This is a genomic window from Paenibacillus sp. 1_12, assembly GCF_900114475.1.
GTDB lineage: Bacteria > Bacillota > Bacilli > Paenibacillales > NBRC-103111 > Paenibacillus_S.
The window spans coordinates 42333-59261 of sequence record NZ_FOTE01000027.1 but is presented as its reverse complement, the minus strand read 5'-3'; the positions used below and the strand labels follow the sequence as shown (position 1 = coordinate 59261).

The 16929-nt window shown below is 42.6% G+C and carries 25 protein-coding genes, 1 rRNA gene and 1 pseudogene; 2 read left to right on the top strand and 25 right to left on the bottom strand.

What is annotated here, in order from left to right:
* From BM210_RS30855 to BM210_RS30845, 3 genes are all read right to left on the bottom strand, one after another.
* Positions 1-224 (bottom strand): 16S ribosomal RNA (locus BM210_RS30855); the annotation flags it as partial.
* Between the two features lie 328 nt (positions 225-552).
* Positions 553-771, bottom strand: a complete 219-nt coding sequence (locus BM210_RS30850; RefSeq protein ID WP_091176471.1) for a hypothetical protein — start codon at positions 769-771, stop codon at positions 553-555.
* Positions 772-955: 184 nt separating this feature from the next.
* Positions 956-1561, bottom strand: coding sequence for a stage II sporulation protein M (locus BM210_RS30845; RefSeq protein ID WP_091176469.1), 606 nt, complete (start codon positions 1559-1561; stop codon positions 956-958).
* A gap of 140 nt (positions 1562-1701) precedes the next feature.
* Here BM210_RS30845 and pdaB point away from each other — a divergent pair, with 140 nt between their 5' ends.
* The gene (gene pdaB / locus BM210_RS30840) at positions 1702-2487 is read left to right on the top strand and encodes a polysaccharide deacetylase family sporulation protein PdaB (RefSeq protein WP_091176468.1); all 786 of its coding nucleotides are present in this window, start codon (positions 1702-1704) and stop codon (positions 2485-2487) included.
* Positions 2488-2525: 38 nt separating this feature from the next.
* Here the strand turns inward: pdaB and BM210_RS30835 are convergent, their stop codons facing one another.
* Positions 2526-3122 carry a KinB-signaling pathway activation protein gene (locus BM210_RS30835; protein ID WP_091176479.1) on the bottom strand — a complete coding sequence of 199 codons (597 nt, stop codon included), beginning with the start codon at positions 3120-3122 and terminating at the stop codon, positions 2526-2528.
* Between the two features lie 139 nt (positions 3123-3261).
* On the opposite strand from BM210_RS30835, the gene gerD reads away from it, so the two are divergent.
* A complete protein-coding gene (gerD, locus tag BM210_RS30830; RefSeq protein WP_091176467.1) occupies positions 3262-3933 on the top strand; it encodes a spore germination lipoprotein GerD in 672 nt (223 codons plus the stop codon).
* A gap of 72 nt (positions 3934-4005) precedes the next feature.
* Here gerD and BM210_RS30825 read toward each other — a convergent pair whose 3' ends face one another.
* The 21 genes and pseudogenes from BM210_RS30825 to rplR all read right to left on the bottom strand — a co-directional run bounded on the left by BM210_RS30825 (position 4006) and on the right by rplR (position 16920).
* On the bottom strand, positions 4006-5112 hold the full coding sequence (locus BM210_RS30825) for an Mrp/NBP35 family ATP-binding protein (RefSeq protein WP_091176465.1): 1107 nt from the start codon (positions 5110-5112) through the stop codon (positions 4006-4008).
* 55 nt (positions 5113-5167) lie between these two features.
* Positions 5168-5920, bottom strand: coding sequence for an N-acetylmuramoyl-L-alanine amidase CwlD (gene cwlD, locus BM210_RS30820; protein ID WP_091176464.1), 753 nt, complete (start codon positions 5918-5920; stop codon positions 5168-5170).
* A 95-nt stretch (positions 5921-6015) separates the two neighbouring features.
* Positions 6016-6684 (bottom strand): annotated as a pseudogene (locus tag BM210_RS30815) (hypothetical protein).
* Between the two features lie 22 nt (positions 6685-6706).
* A complete protein-coding gene (locus BM210_RS30810; RefSeq protein ID WP_091176462.1) occupies positions 6707-7399 on the bottom strand; it encodes a phosphoadenylyl-sulfate reductase in 693 nt (230 codons plus the stop codon).
* A gap of 200 nt (positions 7400-7599) precedes the next feature.
* Positions 7600-7992: a 30S ribosomal protein S9 gene (rpsI, locus tag BM210_RS30805; RefSeq protein WP_076237405.1), complete on the bottom strand. Its 393-nt coding sequence runs from the start codon at positions 7990-7992 to the stop codon at positions 7600-7602.
* An 18-nt stretch (positions 7993-8010) separates the two neighbouring features.
* Positions 8011-8448 (bottom strand): 50S ribosomal protein L13, encoded by a 438-nt coding sequence (gene rplM / locus BM210_RS30800; RefSeq protein ID WP_091176460.1) that lies wholly within the window; start codon positions 8446-8448, stop codon positions 8011-8013.
* A 208-nt stretch (positions 8449-8656) separates the two neighbouring features.
* Entirely contained in the window at positions 8657-9433 is a 777-nt protein-coding gene (gene truA / locus BM210_RS30795) for a tRNA pseudouridine(38-40) synthase TruA (protein WP_091176458.1), read from the bottom strand.
* 91 nt (positions 9434-9524) lie between these two features.
* Positions 9525-9893 carry a 50S ribosomal protein L17 gene (rplQ, locus tag BM210_RS30790; RefSeq protein ID WP_076237411.1) on the bottom strand — a complete coding sequence of 123 codons (369 nt, stop codon included), beginning with the start codon at positions 9891-9893 and terminating at the stop codon, positions 9525-9527.
* A gap of 39 nt (positions 9894-9932) precedes the next feature.
* Positions 9933-10877 (bottom strand): DNA-directed RNA polymerase subunit alpha, encoded by a 945-nt coding sequence (locus BM210_RS30785; RefSeq protein ID WP_076237413.1) that lies wholly within the window; start codon positions 10875-10877, stop codon positions 9933-9935.
* 123 nt (positions 10878-11000) lie between these two features.
* Positions 11001-11396 (bottom strand): 30S ribosomal protein S11, encoded by a 396-nt coding sequence (gene rpsK / locus BM210_RS30780; RefSeq protein ID WP_076237415.1) that lies wholly within the window; start codon positions 11394-11396, stop codon positions 11001-11003.
* Positions 11397-11417: 21 nt separating this feature from the next.
* Entirely contained in the window at positions 11418-11786 is a 369-nt protein-coding gene (rpsM, locus tag BM210_RS30775; RefSeq protein ID WP_091176457.1) for a 30S ribosomal protein S13, read from the bottom strand.
* A gap of 16 nt (positions 11787-11802) precedes the next feature.
* On the bottom strand, positions 11803-11916 hold the full coding sequence (rpmJ, locus tag BM210_RS30770; RefSeq protein WP_003333770.1) for a 50S ribosomal protein L36: 114 nt from the start codon (positions 11914-11916) through the stop codon (positions 11803-11805).
* Between the two features lie 107 nt (positions 11917-12023).
* Positions 12024-12242, bottom strand: coding sequence for a translation initiation factor IF-1 (infA, locus tag BM210_RS30765; protein ID WP_009676800.1), 219 nt, complete (start codon positions 12240-12242; stop codon positions 12024-12026).
* A gap of 2 nt (positions 12243-12244) precedes the next feature.
* Positions 12245-12553: a KOW domain-containing RNA-binding protein gene (locus tag BM210_RS30760; RefSeq protein ID WP_091176455.1), complete on the bottom strand. Its 309-nt coding sequence runs from the start codon at positions 12551-12553 to the stop codon at positions 12245-12247.
* 16 nt (positions 12554-12569) lie between these two features.
* Positions 12570-13316, bottom strand: a complete 747-nt coding sequence (gene map, locus BM210_RS30755; RefSeq protein ID WP_091176454.1) for a type I methionyl aminopeptidase — start codon at positions 13314-13316, stop codon at positions 12570-12572.
* The gene (locus BM210_RS30750; protein WP_091176452.1) at positions 13313-13966 is read right to left on the bottom strand and encodes an adenylate kinase; all 654 of its coding nucleotides are present in this window, start codon (positions 13964-13966) and stop codon (positions 13313-13315) included. The genes map and BM210_RS30750 overlap by 4 nt, the downstream gene beginning before the upstream one ends.
* An 82-nt stretch (positions 13967-14048) precedes the next feature.
* Complete coding sequence (gene secY / locus BM210_RS30745) at positions 14049-15350, bottom strand: preprotein translocase subunit SecY (RefSeq protein ID WP_091176450.1); 1302 nt, start codon at positions 15348-15350, stop codon at positions 14049-14051.
* Entirely contained in the window at positions 15350-15790 is a 441-nt protein-coding gene (gene rplO / locus BM210_RS30740) for a 50S ribosomal protein L15 (RefSeq protein WP_076237431.1), read from the bottom strand. The genes secY and rplO overlap by 1 nt, the downstream gene beginning before the upstream one ends.
* Positions 15791-15828: 38 nt before the next feature.
* A complete protein-coding gene (rpmD, locus tag BM210_RS30735; RefSeq protein WP_091176449.1) occupies positions 15829-16017 on the bottom strand; it encodes a 50S ribosomal protein L30 in 189 nt (62 codons plus the stop codon).
* A gap of 10 nt (positions 16018-16027) precedes the next feature.
* Positions 16028-16525, bottom strand: coding sequence for a 30S ribosomal protein S5 (gene rpsE, locus BM210_RS30730; protein ID WP_076237436.1), 498 nt, complete (start codon positions 16523-16525; stop codon positions 16028-16030).
* Between the two features lie 26 nt (positions 16526-16551).
* Positions 16552-16920: a 50S ribosomal protein L18 gene (rplR, locus tag BM210_RS30725; RefSeq protein WP_091176447.1), complete on the bottom strand. Its 369-nt coding sequence runs from the start codon at positions 16918-16920 to the stop codon at positions 16552-16554.
* Positions 16921-16929: the final 9 nt, after the last annotated feature.

The window sequence follows — 16929 nt, the reverse complement described above, 5'->3', positions numbered from 1 at the left end:
CAGGTCACAGATTGCTCCGTGTTTCTTGATCTCAACATGCGTCAAAATCACTTATCCGGTCTTAGCTACCGTTTCCGGTAGTTATCCCGATCCTGCAGGCAGGTTGCCTACGTGTTACTCACCCGTCCGCCGCTAACTGTTCCCGAAGGAACAATCCGCTCGACTTGCATGTATTAGGCACGCCGCCAGCGTTCGTCCTGAGCCAGGATCAAACTCTCCATTAAGGTAGAACTTGAATTGCACTCATTCGTCTTGCTGGCGAGAATTTGCATTCTCTTGTACTGCTAATTTACTCACTCGTTGATTCAGTTTTCAAAGGACAAATGATTTTGAAAAGTATTCACGCGCTCGCTTCATTTAATTATTATTACCAATTAATTTTAGCGGCGACTTTTTTAATATACCACACTAGTCTACTTCATTGCAAGCTTTTTTTTCAAATTAAGAAAATCAAGTTTGCTTTGTTTCGTTTAATGCTTGTACCGTTTTTAGCGGCGAGATGTAATGTATCATACTGCTGCAGTATAAGTCAAGCATTTGATTTCAATTATTTTAACGCTGCATTTTATTCCTCGCATATTTTGATATTTCTCTCGGAGAAGCCAGCCTTGCATACATCCTGAAAATCACTTTATAGCGCGATTCAATCGCTTTTTTGATTTCGTTATCCAATTTCTTATCATTCAAATCGAACAGCATTTCGTCCAATTCTTTTTTTAACACATAATCAAGCTCACTGCATTCCCTTGCATTAAACAAAAATCCGAGCATCAGACTTAATGCCCCTTTCATCTGAAGTTATCGTAGCCATTTGCAGACGCCAAAAAGCATGCGATGTTAAAGCACTGGTTCATCAAAATTATTAAGCGCTCTACATCTGCATGCCTAAGCCAGTGAAACAGCTCATCTGTTTTACTGTTATGCACATATTTAGTTTTTTTATGCGGTATACGTGTTAACTTTTCACAAGCCAATAGGTAACTGTACTTTCTATCAACGCTGCTACTGTTAATGAAACAACAAGCACTATGACGACAGGAACGATTGCTTTAGCAAAACCAAGCAGCTCTTCTTTATAAGCGTTGGGTCTATTGGGACTAATGAGCCCAACTAATAACTTCATCATCAGAACACCCAGTCGCAAACCAAAGGCAGCTGCAATGATGATAGCCGGAATTTCGATAATGCCATGGGGGACAATCCCTTTAATGAGAAACAGCAGCGATTCTTTGTGCGCAGACATAGCCCCTATATAACCAAGAAGCATTCCGTTTAATAGCAGGAAAAACAGTGGTAATACTCCAAAAAAAGCCCCAAAGCCAATAATAAGCAATGTCTTGGATACGTTATTCCATAAAATCAGCCAAAAGAGCGACAACTGCTGATTAGGTTTATTAGCAATCGATTGTGCTAACTTCTCTACAGCTTTCAGCTGCTCATCCATAAAGACCTGGAATGAATCCGAATATCCCGCTCCAAGTACGAGCCCAACAATAAATACAAGCGTAGCCGCGATAAAATAATGCTTCATCAGCTTGAGTTGTGTTTTTATATTGTTCATATTTTCTCTTCCTCCTGCGTTTACGTATAGATTTTTGTAGCCAAGCTCTTATCATATCTTTCTTGTCCCAGCATACACTTTACTAAATGCAAAATATACAAGCCCTTCTTGGTAAGCAGGGCTGCCGGGAGGTTAGGATCATGAATTATTTTTATGTGGTGAACGGGAAAAAAATCAAGCAAGTTTTTATTATTGCTGTAGCTGTCATTTTTGCAATCGGTATTATTTATTCGGAACGAGATCAAGTAACCGTCTTTTCACAAAGTGAGCCCGCCGCCATTTACAGTGTTCAAACCGAAAAAAAATGGATTGCGCTTACCTTTGACATCAGCTGGGGAGACAAACGAACTGAACCTATACTTAAAATCCTTGAGGACAAAGGAGTTAAAAATGCTACCTTCTTTCTATCCTCACCCTGGAGTAAAGATCATCCCGAGATGGTACAGCGGATCGCCAAAGGTGGTTGGGAAATTGGAAGTCACGGTCATAAGCATGTTAACTACAGCAGCTTAAATGACGAGGAAATTCGCACTCAAATTCAAACAGCCAACCAAATATTAAATCAGGTTACCGGTAAAAGCCCGAATCTGATCCGGTTGCCCAACGGCGACTTTGACAAAAGAGTGCTACGCATCGCTAACGAACTCAATTATACGGTCATACAGTGGGATACGGATTCTATGGACTGGATGAATAAAGGAGTCGATAATATTATCAATCGTGTGGTTTCCAAGGCTCACCCTGGGGACATTGTACTTATGCATGCCAGCGATTCTGTCAAACAAACTCACGAAGCACTACCCGTCATTATTGATCAGCTTCGCGCCAAAGGCTATGAGTTCGTCACAGTCAGTGAGATGATGAAGCAAACAGAGGTTCGTAACAAGCCCCCAGTCGAAGATCAGGCCTTGAAACAACTTCAGTAATTCACAGTTATCCAACGATTGAAAAAGAAGAAGAGCCGTCACAGCGGCTCTTTGTTTGTTTTTAGCACTTTGGATAAAATCAATATTTGCCATGCATTACAAGCAAGCAAAGGGATCATCATAAAGAGAGTTGAAGCTGCACTATTGATCCTGAGTGCCGGTACTGCTTCGATCGCTGTTACAGCCGTCATAAAAAATAGCGTAGGAATGAAACCGTTCCGGTTCGTCAGCTTTACTTTCCACCAAGAAGTGGTAAACGCCACAATCAGTAATATAAGAGGCAGCAGCATGTAGGAAAGCCAGCCTTCCTGCGTATCTACATGTCTCAGAAACACCAAATCGACCAAAGCAATGAGGATGCAGATCAACTGCAGTGTATCTGTAATCCATTTAGCTCTTATCATACCCATAACTATGAAGCGAACAATCAAGTAAGAGAAAAAACCCATCTGGCTGAGCACGCTGATCATAGCCCCACCAAGCAGCATCGTAATCATGTTAAAGCCAATTTCATTGCCATTGAGCACACTTAACTTTTGATCGTTGGATTGAAGAATAAATCCGATAATTAAAGCTGCAACAGCTCCAATTACAAGTGTTGTCCAGAATAAATAAAACCATTTGCGTAATGTCACAGCTTTTACCCCCAGCATACATCTTTTCTGATGCTAATTGTACCAACCTTCTCAATAAAAAGCTAATGGGGAGGGGATTGCAAATAAGGCATTTTGGCGAATACTACACACAACAAACCATGAAAGGAGCCACGAAGTCATGAAATCTCAATGGTTGCGTAAGGCAGTTTTTCTCATTCTTATTGGGATGGTATTATCTTCTTGCGGCTCGGACAGCAGTTCCTCACAAGCGCAAAACGGTGGATATAAAGATACAAAAACGATGGTACTCGACATTTTAAAAACCGAAGATGGCCAAAAAGCAATACTTACCGCTTCACAAAAAGCAGCCGCACAGGATGGAGGCCAGTTAAAGCTGCTGTCTGCAGGCGATGCTCAGCACATACAGCTTGCCGTTAAAGATGTGCTAACCGATACGAGCAATAATAAATTTCTACAAACCGTCATAACGGATCCCAAATTTGCTGGTGAATTTGCTAAGGCGATCCAAAAGGAAATGAAGCAGCTGCAAAAGGATCTGATGAAAGACCCTGAATACCAGCAAGCACTGGTCGGTACCATGAAAAATCCTGATTTCGAAAAAATGCTATTGGATACGATGAAAAGCACACCTTATAGACAGCAAACCAAAACCGTCATTCAAGAATCCATGCAAAGCCCGCTGTTTCGTCTAGATTTAATGAACGTTATGAAAAAGGTGCTTGAAGAAGAATCACAACCTAAGCAGCAAAGTTCAGAATCTGGTTCAGGTTCAGGTGGTGAAGGTAAAAGCGGCGGTTCCCAGGAAACCAACGGTAATCAGAAGAAATAAAACGAGGATAGCGGCAATTCAAGCCAGCAAGCAGCAAAAAAGACCGTCCGATGGTTTGGACGGTCTGTTGTTTTATTTAGTCATAACCTTTTGTGCCAGTTCTGTATACAATTTACCGGTCTCGGATTCGGCTTTGTAAACCGATGGTGAATAATCAGGCTCTGCAGGATGATTATCAGGCGCACCCAAAGGGATTTGGGCCAGCAGCTCTGTGTGAAGCTCTTCAGCCAGCTTACCGCCACCGCCTCTACCAAATACATAAGCCTTTTCACCACTGGAATCATTGTAATGAGACATATTCTCCACAATTCCGATGATTTCGTGTTCCGTATGTATAGCCATAGCCCCAGCCCTAGCAGCTACAAACGCCGCAGTAGCATGCGGAGTCGTGACAATAATTTCTTTACTCTGCGGGATCATTTGGTGTACATCCAAGGCAACGTCACCTGTACCCGGCGGTAAATCCAACAGGACGTATTCGACATCTCCCCAATTTACTTCCTGGAAAAAGTTTCGCAGCATTTTGCCAAGCATCGGACCACGCCAAATGACTGGAGTATTATCTTCTACGAAAAAGCCCATTGAAATAACCTTAACGCCAAATCGCTCAATCGGTATGATTTTATTGTCAACAAGCTCAGGTTTATGGTAGATGCCCATCATATCCGGTACGCTGAAACCATAAATATCGGCGTCAATGAGACCTACTTTTTTGCCCAATCTTGCAAGCGCCGCAGCCAGGTTAACGGTAACCGTGGATTTCCCCACTCCCCCTTTACCACTTGCAACGGCAATGAACTGCACACCCTCTGCAGGATCTAGAATATTACGTGCAGGTGTGTTTGCCGCATCAGCAACAGGTTCTTTAGGCGTTTCTGCTTGCTTACTTGCCGAAGCAGCCCCCTGTACTTTACGTGAAGCTTCATTCCGATCAAATTCAGACAGCCCCCGAAACCGTAAATGCACCTCTTGAGCTCCTACCTTTTGAAAAGCAGCTGTAATTTGATTTTCTAAATTTATCCTGTAATCTTCATTTTCATTGGACAATAATACCGTAGCCGAAACACGTTCTTCTTTAATAACCATATCCCGAATAAAATGCAATTCTACCAAATCCAGCAAATATTCCTGATCATGAATCGAGCGGACCGCATCTAATAATTGTTCCTTCGTAACCATGGACTCACCCCAGCAATCTGTATTCAACCTCAAGTGTTATTATAACATAGTTTGTTTATAAACCCACTTTTTCACCTGAGTAATATCTAAGTACACCTTGATATATAGCCGCGGAGAGCTTTTTTTGATAATTGCGGCTTTTCAGCTTTTCAGCCTCTGCTGGATTCGACAGAAAGCCAACCTCAATCAAGGCGCTTGGCATTTGCAAAGTCTTTAACAAGAATACATTACCGACCGGCTTCGCGATACGATCTGTATTGTTCAGATTGGTTTTGAGTTCCTCCTGAATGAATGTCGCTAATACAATACTGTCTTTATGGTTAGGATAGTAGAACGTTTGTGCCCCTGACCATTTTACCGAAGGTATGCTGTTAACATGGACACTCAGGAATAGATCGGCTTTTTTTTGATTAATAAATTGCGCACGATTCATAAGGTCCTCTGTTTTTCTTTTACTATAGCCCTTGGTCGTAGAATCCGCTAAATCCTTATCGTCCTCACGTGTCATAACGACAATGGCTCCGGCCTCCTGCAAATAGTCACGGAGGTGCAGCGCAATATTCAGATTAATGTCCTTTTCTATGGTTCCATCCTTGCTTTCCGCTCCTCCATCAGGACCTCCATGACCTGGGTCAAGCGCAATGGTCTTTCCGGATAAGGGCATCGTCCAGTATGTCCAAGTTTTGGTTGCAGGCAATTCGTAAGTAAACATGATAAGCATCAGGGCGATGAGCAGGGCCGATAACGCAATCTTTAAACCGCTTTGCAGCGTCAGCCATATCACGATTCGTTTCCTTCTTCTCCACATCAAAAATCCACCTCAAGTCCCTATAGATTCTGTATCATCTATATGGGTTGATGTGGACAAATATACCTTAAGCCTGTATACGTTATTCTGTTTCATTACACTTGATATTTCGGCTCTTTCATACCCTCGATCAATACTTCTGCTACTTCTGGCCGTGTAAATTCAACCGGTGGACATTGTCCATCACGCAGCAATGCGCGAACTTTGGTTCCCGACAAATGCAGGTGCTCAGACGCGTCATGAGGACAAGTATTGCTTGATGCCTTAAATCTGTTTAATACCTGTACGGATCCACCTTGGTTAGTAGAAAGACGGGAAAACAATTTTTGGACGCCTGGATGGGCGGAATCACCTGTTTTAAACACTTTTACTGCTTCTTGCTTATGGTCCACGCTAAAGACACTTTGAACGTCCAGAATGCCATATACTACGTCATCCAATTCCCCAAACAGTGCGATTTGCTAACCGATTGAAAAACCTTCTCCAATATGAGCCTCAACCGGAAGAGTAAACGGAAATACTCCATACGGTACCATCAGCCAAGCGCATCCGATCAACATCAGAATGATAATCCTCTTCTCCCAAAAAGCCTGTCAGCAGCGAAAACGCCAAACACACCAATCAAATCCAGATCCGAGATAGCCCATGCACTGATTTTGAGTGGATACAAAGTTTTGGCAAGCTCCAGCAGACGCTCTCTTTCAGGTCCCTTCTACAATACGGTTGATCAGTGTGCCTCCATGAGACTGAATCGTTTCAGTCATTGGTTGTAAATCTCTTTTGTCTTTATTTATGGAGTCCACATTCGGTTTTTTCATTCCCAGCCCAACGTCCTGCACGAGGATCTTCGCCATCTGCTACCTGACGTGTGCAGTGCGTGCACCCAATGCTTGGATAATTTTTGTCATGTAATGGGTTATACAAAACATTATTTTTATGGATATAATTCCACACATCTTCACTTGTCCAACTAGCTAATGGGTTGAATTTCACCAAACCAAACTTCGTATCATATTCGACTTTTTTGGAATTAGCACGTGTAGGCGCTTGATCCCGACGAATCCCTGTAATCCACGCATCGTAATTTTTCAAAATATCCGTTAATGGATCAACTTTACGAATGTTGCAGCATTGATTTGGGCTGCTTTTCCAGAGCTCGTCACCGAACTGTGCAGCCTGTTCTTCTAGAGTTAGCTTGGGTAGCACTTGAACAAATTCCAACCCGTAGTGCTGCTGTAATTTATCACGTGTTTCGTAGGTTTCTTGAAAGTGAACATTTGTATCTAAATAAAATATGTCTGTTTTCGGACTCAGCTTCTGCAGCATATCAACTAACACTACATCCTCTGCGCCGAAACTACAGGCTAAAGTGATATTAGGAAACTTCTCAACAGCTAACTCGATCAATGTTTCAGCTGATTGATTCTCATAATGCTCTGCAGCTTCCTGGATCCATTGCTCTTTTTCAAATAAATTCATTTCAATTCCTCCCATAAAATTATTCCGAGTATATTAATGCGTTTTCTTAGTATAATTTCATTATAAAGAAACCATACTTTTTGTCAAATTAAATTTTTCTTTGGGTGAAATGTTTGAAAACATCTCCTACATCGATATGCAAAAGCATACAAAAAAAAGCCTTTCCACCATAACGGTAGAAAGACTTTTTTGATTGTATATTAACGCTTGGAGAACTGAGGAGCACGACGAGCGGCTTTCAATCCATATTTTTTACGCTCTTTCATACGTGGATCACGAGTTAGAAAACCCGCTTTTTTCAAAGATCCGCGCAATTCTGGATCTACCTTCAGCAATGCACGAGAAATACCATGACGGATTGCTCCTGCTTGTCCAGAGATACCTCCACCGTTAGCAATAACCAATACATCGTATTGACCCAAAGTTTCTGTAAGATTCAATGGTTGCTTAACGATAAGCTTCAATGTTTCTAAACCAAAATACTCATCCAATTCACGTTTGTTGATCACAATTCGGCCTTCGCCTGGTACTAGACGTACGCGAGCTACCGAATGCTTCCTACGACCTGTTCCATAGTATTGAACCTGTGCCACAAGATAGCCTCCTTTTAACTAACCGCGAAGTTCCCAGACTTCTGGTTGTTGTGCTTGGTGCGGGTGTTCGGATCCTGCATATACTTTAAGTTTTGTTTTCATTGCATCACCTAAACGGTTTTTCGGAAGCATTCCGAAAATAGCCAATTCAAGGACACGTTCTGGTTTGTTGGCAATCATGTCTTGAGCGGATGTTACTTTCAAACCGCCTGTGTACATGGAGTGACGGTAGTACATTTTGTTTTGCAATTTCTTACCTGTTAAATGGATCTTCTCTGCATTGATGACGATAACAAAATCTCCTGTATCCACATGAGGTGTGAATTGTGGTTTGTGTTTGCCGCGAATCAATGCTGCTACTTCGCTTGCAAGACGACCCAGAGTTTTATCTGTAGCGTCAACAATGTACCATTTGCGTTCTACTTCATTGGCCTTAGCCATGTATGTCGTGCGCATTCGTTGTTCCTCCTAAACATTTTGCATATCGGTGCTTGATTGATGACACAGTTTCGCTTTGATACCGAGACAACCTGTCATCTCATCATCCAATTTATCTGTATCATAACTAATTAATATGGTTTAAACGGCTCCTGCTTGATCCGGGGCCGTGGGTTAGCCGATCAAGAAACGCCAAGATGTATTATACTACGTACAATAGATTAAATCAAGATCTAATCTCATCATTTTCATATAAAACTTCCCAAAGCACCAAGCCATGAGGCATGGCGGTTGGCCCGGCCAAAGCACGGTCTCGCGAAGCCAATATCTCGCTCATCGCGTCAGCCGATCGTTTCCCTTCTCCGATCTGGATCAGCGTACCCACAATAATTCTAACCATATTGTATAAAAAACCATTTCCGGTCACATGAATATGAATACCATATGATTGCAAAATGGGATCCATCGGTTCACATTCCAATGTAAGGTTATAAATCGTCCGAATATTGGATTTCTTGGTAGAACGAATTGAGCAGAACGACGTAAAGTCATGCTCACCAATCAAACAGGCTAGACTTGATTGCATCGCTTCCGTATTCAAGCGTGTAGGATGGAAGTATTCCTGGTTACGACGAAATAAATCAGGGTGTTTGCCGCAACGGATCGTATATCGGTAGGTTTTGCGATCTGCACTACGTCTTGAATGGAAATTATCAGCGACCTGCTTTGCGTTACTGACAATAATGTCAGCAGGCAGAAGCGTATTTAAAGCCAAGCACCAACGAACGAGAGGAATCGGGGAAGAAGTGAAAAAGTTGATAACCTGACATCTGGCATGAACACCTGCATCAGTACGTCCAGAAGAGGTTATTTTGATCGTCTCACCCGTCAGAGAACGTATAGCACGCTCCAGAATGTCCTGAATCGTGTTGTTGCTTGGCTGTGTTTGAAAGCCGTGATAAGCCGTTCCGTCATAGCTTACGGTCATGCATATATTTCTCAAGGCTAACCTCCGTCTCATATCCATAAGCTGAGGCTACAAAAAAAAGGGCTTCAGCAGAATCATAAGATCCTGTCCACCCTTTCCAATCCCTTTATGCACGATCTACTAGCTCTAAGTATACCATTGGTGCTGCGTCGCCGCGGCGTGGTCCAAGCTTTAAGATACGTGTATAACCGCCTTGACGTTCCGCATAGCGAGGAGCCAGATCAGCAAACAGCTTTTGGATAGCATCCTGATTTTCATTCGCTGCTTCGCGGCGAACAAAGGAAGCCACCTGACGACGTGCGTGAAGATCTCCGCGTTTTGCCAAAGTGATTAATTTTTCTGCAATAGAACGTAATTCTTTTGCTTTAGCTTCTGTCGTTTGAATACGCTCATAAATGAACAGATCCGTTACTAGGTCACGAAATAATGCTTTACGTGAACTGGAATCACGACTTAACTTTTGATGTTGTGCCATTGTATGTGTAACCTCCTTATGCTTAATGATCGTTGACGTCTAGTCTTCCATTCGAAGACCAAGACCCAGCTCTTCGAGCTTCTCTTGAACTTCTTCAAGGGACTTGCGTCCAAGATTACGAACCTTCATCATATCTTCTTCGGTTTTCGTAATCAACTCTTGTACGGTATTAATACCCGCGCGCTTCAAACAGTTGTAAGAACGAACGGAAAGATCAAGCTCTTCGATAGTCATCTCAAGCACTTTCTCTTTTTTGTCCTCTTCTTTTTCAACCATGATCTCAGCATCCTTAGCTTCGTCAGTCAAGCCAACGAATAGCATCAAATGCTCAGTCAAAATTTTGGCGCCCAAGCTTACAGCTTCTTCAGGTCGAATACTTCCATCGGTCCACACTTCAAGAGTCAGTTTATCATAATTGGTAACCTGGCCTACGCGAGTATTTTCGATATTGTAATTGACACGAGTGATCGGAGTATAAATCGAATCAATCGGCACTAAACCGATAAGCTGTTCTTCTTTCTTGTTCTTATCCGCTTGTACATATCCACGTCCACGATTTGCATGAATTCGCATATGAAGACGGGAATCGGATGAAAGTGTAGCAATGTGTAAGTCCGGATTAAGGATTTCTACATCACTATCACCACGAATATCGCCAGCTACGACCGCTCCTTCGCCTTCAGCGTCAATTTCCAACACTTTATCCTCGTCGGAATGAATTTTAAGCGAAAGTCCTTTTAAGTTAAGGATGATCTCTGTGACATCCTCCTTAACACCAGGAACGGTTGAAAACTCGTGCAGCACTCCGTCGATTTGAACCGAGGTAACCGCCGCCCCCGGTAAGGAGGACAGCAAGATTCTGCGCAGCGAGTTTCCCAAAGTTGTTCCATAGCCTCTTTCCAAAGGCTCTACAACAAACTTACCGTAAGTGCCCTCTTCGCTTAGTGCTACGGTTTCTATTTTCGGCTTTTCGATTTCGATCAATGATAACCCTCCTTCAAAACGTCGTTTCCCTCTGGATAACTTAAGACGCATAAAACGTGCAGTATTCTTATCCACATAGTATTGTCAACTTTTGGATAAATATACCACTCTTCGTAATCTCAATTAGACACGACGACGTTTTGGAGGACGGCAACCGTTGTGAGGTACAGGAGTTACGTCTTTGATCAGGTTAACTTCCAGACCAGCTGCTTGAAGCGAACGAATTGCTGCTTCACGACCAGCTCCTGGACCTTTAACCATAACTTCAACGACTTTCATCCCATGCTCCATTGCCGCTTTAGCTGCGGTTTCTGCAGCCATTTGTGCAGCAAACGGTGTGCTTTTACGTGAACCTTTAAAGCCCATGTTACCAGCACTTGCCCAAGAGATTGCATTACCGTGAGGATCGGTAATAGTTACGATGGTATTGTTAAACGTTGAACGGATATGTGCTACTCCGGTATCAATGTTTTTCCGATCACGACGTTTCGTACGAACAACTTTTTTAGGTTTAGCCATTTTGAGTGTTAACCCCCTTTACTATTTTTTCTTATTAGCTACAGTACGACGAGGACCTTTACGTGTACGCGCATTTGTCTTAGTACGTTGACCACGAACAGGTAAGCCGCGACGGTGACGAACACCACGATAGCAACCAATTTCGATTAGACGTTTAATATTCAGGGCAATTTCACGACGAAGATCGCCTTCTACTTTGACAGTTTTGTCAATAGCATCACGAAGCTTGCTTACTTCATCTTCGGTCAGATCGCGAACGCGAGTTACTGCACTCACACCTGTTTCGGCCAAAATCTTTTGAGATGTTGTTTTACCGATACCAAAAATGTATGTCAGGGCAATCTCCACGCGCTTCTCACGAGGTAAGTCTACACCAGCAATACGTGCCATTTATACAAGCACCTCCTTAACCTTGTTTTTGTTTGTGCTTCGGATTTTCGCAAATAACCATTACATTGCCTTTGCGACGAATGACTTTGCATTTCTCACAAATCGGCTTAACCGACGGTCTAACTTTCATTTTTATTACCTCCTAAGAGTTTTCAAGAGAAAACGGTCTTCGTAAGCATGAGCCGAGATGGCTTTAGTGAGCTATCTGCGTAGGCATGGGTATATATGTTCATACATTTATTTAAAACGATAGGTTATACGGCCTCTAGTCAAATCATAAGGTGAAAGTTCCACCGTTACTTTATCTCCAGGCAAGATCCGGATAAAGTGCATTCTGATTTTACCGGATACGTGAGCAAGTATCTTATGACCGTTTTCCAGCTCCACTTTAAACATTGCATTCGGAAGAGGTTCAATCACTGTACCTTCAACTTCAATAACATCTTCTTTGGCCACAGTCATTCTCCTTTCTCTTGTGCTTCTGATTGAATTTGGTTCACAACCTTATTGATTACAAAGCGTAATTTACTATTAGTCACACGACCGCTATCGCTCATGCTTTCCACAACTTCGCTGCTAACTATAGGTAACAACTCGAGATGAAGTATATTTTTCTTCTTAGGCTGGTCGAATCTCCGTTTGTCGCCGTCTACAATCCACACGAATCGTTGGTCTTCGACATTTATGATGACAGCGTACTTCCCGGAATCGTTGCCGCGAATAATCCTAACTATTTGTCCAAGCTGTGGTTTGTTTACCGAATTCACAAGGCTCACCTACGCTTTAGGCTTTCGTAAAAATTTCGTAACCATCCGGCGTAATTGCAATGGTATGCTCAAAATGCGCGCACAGTGTGCCATCCACTGTAACAACCGTCCAATTGTCTTTCAGTGTCTTAACGTAACGTTCACCGACATTGACCATAGGCTCGATCGCTAATACCATTCCCGGCTTCAGTCGAGGTCCTCGTTCTGGTAAACCGTAATTTGGAATCTGCGGCTCTTCATGTAATTTGGAGCCAATTCCATGCCCAACATATTCTCGAACAATTGAAAAACCTTCGTTCTCGACGTACTTTTGAATAGCATGAGAAATTGTATACAACCGAGCATCCGGTTTAGCTTCCTCTAGTCCTTTGTATAAGCATTGCTCGGTAACCTCCAAAAGCTTCTTGGCAGTATCCGAAATGGTTCCAACACCATAAGTCCAAGCTGAGTCACCATGATATCCTTTATACTGAGCTCCGATATCAATACTGATGACATCACCATTCAATAACTTACGCGGTCCGGGTATACCATGTACCAATTCATCATTGACTGAAGCACAGATACTTCCAGGAAAACCGTTGTATCCTTTGAAAGATGGGATTGCTCCTTGACTGCGAATATATCCTTCTGCGATTTGATCGAGCTCCTTGGTTGTAATATCGGGCTGAACGGCCTTTTGTAATAAGCGATGCGTTTCGGCTACAATTCGACCTGCTTCTCTCATTAAGTCCAACTCAGCTGGAGATTTACAAATGATCATTTCGCTTGACCTCGCAATAGTAAGCTGATTTGTGCAGCAACCGTACCTATTTCTTGCTCACCGTTAACCTCACGCAAATTTCCTTTGTTACGATAATACGATAAAAGCGGTGCTGTTTTATTCAGATACTCGTCAAGCCGAGTTCCTACTTTTTCTTCGGTATCATCTGATCTTTGGTACAATTCGCCTGAGCATTTATCACATACATTCTCAGTATGTGGAGGGTTAAACAAGACATGATACGTAGCGCCACAAGATCTACAAATTCTGCGACCTGTTAACCGAGCCAAAAGCAGGCTGCGATCGACATGAAGGTTTATAACATGATCAATGCTTGATCCTAAAGATTCCATAATCTTATCAAGTGCTTCCGCTTGCTCAATTGTTCTTGGAAATCCGTCAAGCAAAAATCCTGACTTGCAATCAGGAAGCTGAAGCCGTTCTTTTACGATACCAATCGTAATTTCATCCGATACAAGCAAACCCTGATCCACATATTTTTTTGCTTCCAACCCAAGAGCCGTCCCCTGCTTCATAGCCAAACGAAAAGCATCGCCGGTTGAAATATGCGGGATTTGAAACTCATTGACGATTGATTCCGCCTGTGTACCTTTTCCTGCACCAGGAGGACCCATAAATATTACGTTCATAATGATTCCTCCCTATCACAGCAAATGATGCAACCAGAACAATAGGTGCCGATAGTGAAAGTTCACTATCAGAACCTATTTACTATTTATTGATAAAACCTTTGTAGTGACGTTTAATCAATTGACTTTCAACTTGCTTCATCGTTTCCAATCCTACACCGATAACAATCAGCAAGGAAGTTCCACCAATACGAACCGATGCCGGCAAACCGGCAATCTCACCCAATACCATTGGAACTATGGAGATTGCAGCCAAGAAAAGTGCACCTGACAAAGTAATGCGAGTCATTACTCTAGTTAGATATACAGAAGTTGTTTTCCCAGGACGAATTCCCGGTATGTAACCTCCGTTTTTCTTCATTTGGTCTGCCATCTGCTCAGGATTAATCTGAACAAACGTGTAGAAGAAGGTGAACCCAATGATCAATAGTACATACAGAACCATACCGAGTGGTTCCGTATAATTTAAATTCGTAATGATCCAATCTGCTACGACATTACCTCTCCAAAAACTAGCCAGTGTTGGAGGAAAGACAAGTAATGATAAAGCAAAAATGACTGGAATTACACCCGCTGCATTTACTTTTAAAGGGATGTGCGTCGATTGCCCACCATAAGTCTTACGACCTACGACCCGTTTTGCGTACTGCACCGGAATTTTACGAATGCCTTGTTGTATGAAGATAACCCCAGCGATCAACGCAATAATAACAACTACGATGAGCACTACTTTGATAATATTCAAGAACAGTGCATCTCCAGCATCGGCTAATTGAGTTTTGTAGATCTGTGAAATTCCAGTTGGAATTGCAGCCACAATCCCCGCGAAGATGATAATGGAAATACCATTTCCAATTCCATTTTCAGTGATTTGTTCCCCTAACCACATCAGAAATGCAGTTCCCGCTGTCAGAACGATTGCGATCAAAGCATACGTTGTGAATGTAGGATCCACAACTAACCCTGTGTAGATTCGGTTAAATCCGATCGCCAAACCAAATGCCTGGATAATCCCTAATCCAATTGTACCGTAACGGGTAATCTGCGCTAACTTCTTTCTGCCTACTTCACCTTCTTTTGCCCATTGAGCAAAACGTGGAATTACATCCATCGATAATAGCTGAACTATGATCGAGGCTGTAATATAAGGCATAATTCCCATCGCGAAGATCGAGAACTGGAACAATGCGCCACCGGAAAAAGTATTCATCAAACCAAACACACCACCTGTGTTGGCTTGATCCTGAAGTTTGATAATATCTGTGTTGATGTTAGGTACCGGAATAAAAGCACCAATTCTGTAGACGATCAAAACGATTAAGGTGAAGAAAATTCTTCTCCTCAGATCGTCTACTTTCAAAATATTGGATATGGTACGTAACATTAAATCACCTCGGTTTTACCGCCGGCAGCCTGAATTTTCTCTACCGCAGATTGAGAGAACTTGTTAGCTTTTACACTCAACTGAACAGTAAGATCGCCATTGCCCAAGATTTTGATTCCATCTCTTGCATTTTTGATAATACCGGACTCTTGAAGAATTTCTGGAGTCACTTCAGTACCAGCTGCAAATTTGTTAAGCTCAGTCAGATTTACAATAGCGAATTCCTTACGGAATCTGTTAGTAAATCCACGTTTAGGCAAGCGACGATATAGAGGATTTTGTCCCCCTTCAAAACCTGGACGAACACCACCGCCAGAGCGGGAATTTTGTCCTTTATGTCCACGAGTTGACGTTTTTCCCATACCACTACCGATACCACGACCCACACGCTTGCGGGCTTTACGTGCCCCGATAGCCGGAGTAAGCTCATGCAATTTCATCGTTTGCACCTCCTCTTAATACGTTTTGTAAAGCAAATTTATGCTTCCAGTTCAATAACTTCAACTAAATGACTTACTTGATTAACCATGCCGCGAATCGCTACATTGTCTTGTTGTATAACAGTTGAATTCAGTTTACCCAGTCCGAGTGAAACTACGGTACGACGTTGCGTTTCTGGACGACCGATCAAGCTGCGTTTGAGGGTAATTTGCAATTGTTTAGCCATGATATCCCTCCTACCCTAAAATCTCTTCAACAGTTTTGCCACGCAGCTTTGCAACTTCTTCAGCACGCTTCAGACGCTGCAAGCCTTCAAGTGTAGCATTTACCATGTTGATTGAGTTAGAAGATCCTAAAGATTTGGTCAGAATATCGCCAACACCAGCAAGTTCCAGGACTGCACGAACTGGACCGCCCGCGATCACTCCAGTACCCTTGGAAGCAGGTTTCAATAGAACATTACCAGCTCCAAATTTACCAATAACCAAGTGAGGGATAGTGGTTCCAACGATAGGTACATGAATCAGGTTTTTCTTAGCATCTTCAATACCTTTGCGAATTGCATCTGGTACTTCGCCTGCTTTACCGATTCCTGCGCCTACCCAGCCGTTACCGTCGCCAACAACAACTAGTGCACTAAAGCTGAAGCGACGTCCGCCTTTAACTACCTTAGATACACGATTAATGTTAACAACTTTTTCTGTTAACTCTAAAGTATTGGGATCAATACGCAAGTGATTTTACCTCCTTATATGTTCGATTAAAATTCAAGACCCGCTTCACGAGCTGCATCGGCTAATGCCTTTACACGTCCGTGGTACAAATATCCACCGCGGTCAAATACGATTTTTTCTACTCCGCTTTGCTTAGCGCGCTCTGCAATTAATGCTCCGACCTTGCGAGCTGCTTCAGCATTACCACCATTGCCGATGTTTTCTTTCAACTCTTTATCTTGAGTGGAAGCAGATGCAATCGTTACACCTTTAACATCATCGATCAATTGTGCGTACATATGCTTGGATGAACGGAAGATGTTCAAGCGCGGACGTTCTGTCGTTCCTTGAATTTTCTTGCGGACACGTAAATGTCTTTTCAAACGAGCTTTATTCTTGTCGCTTTTGTTAATCATTCGAGGTTT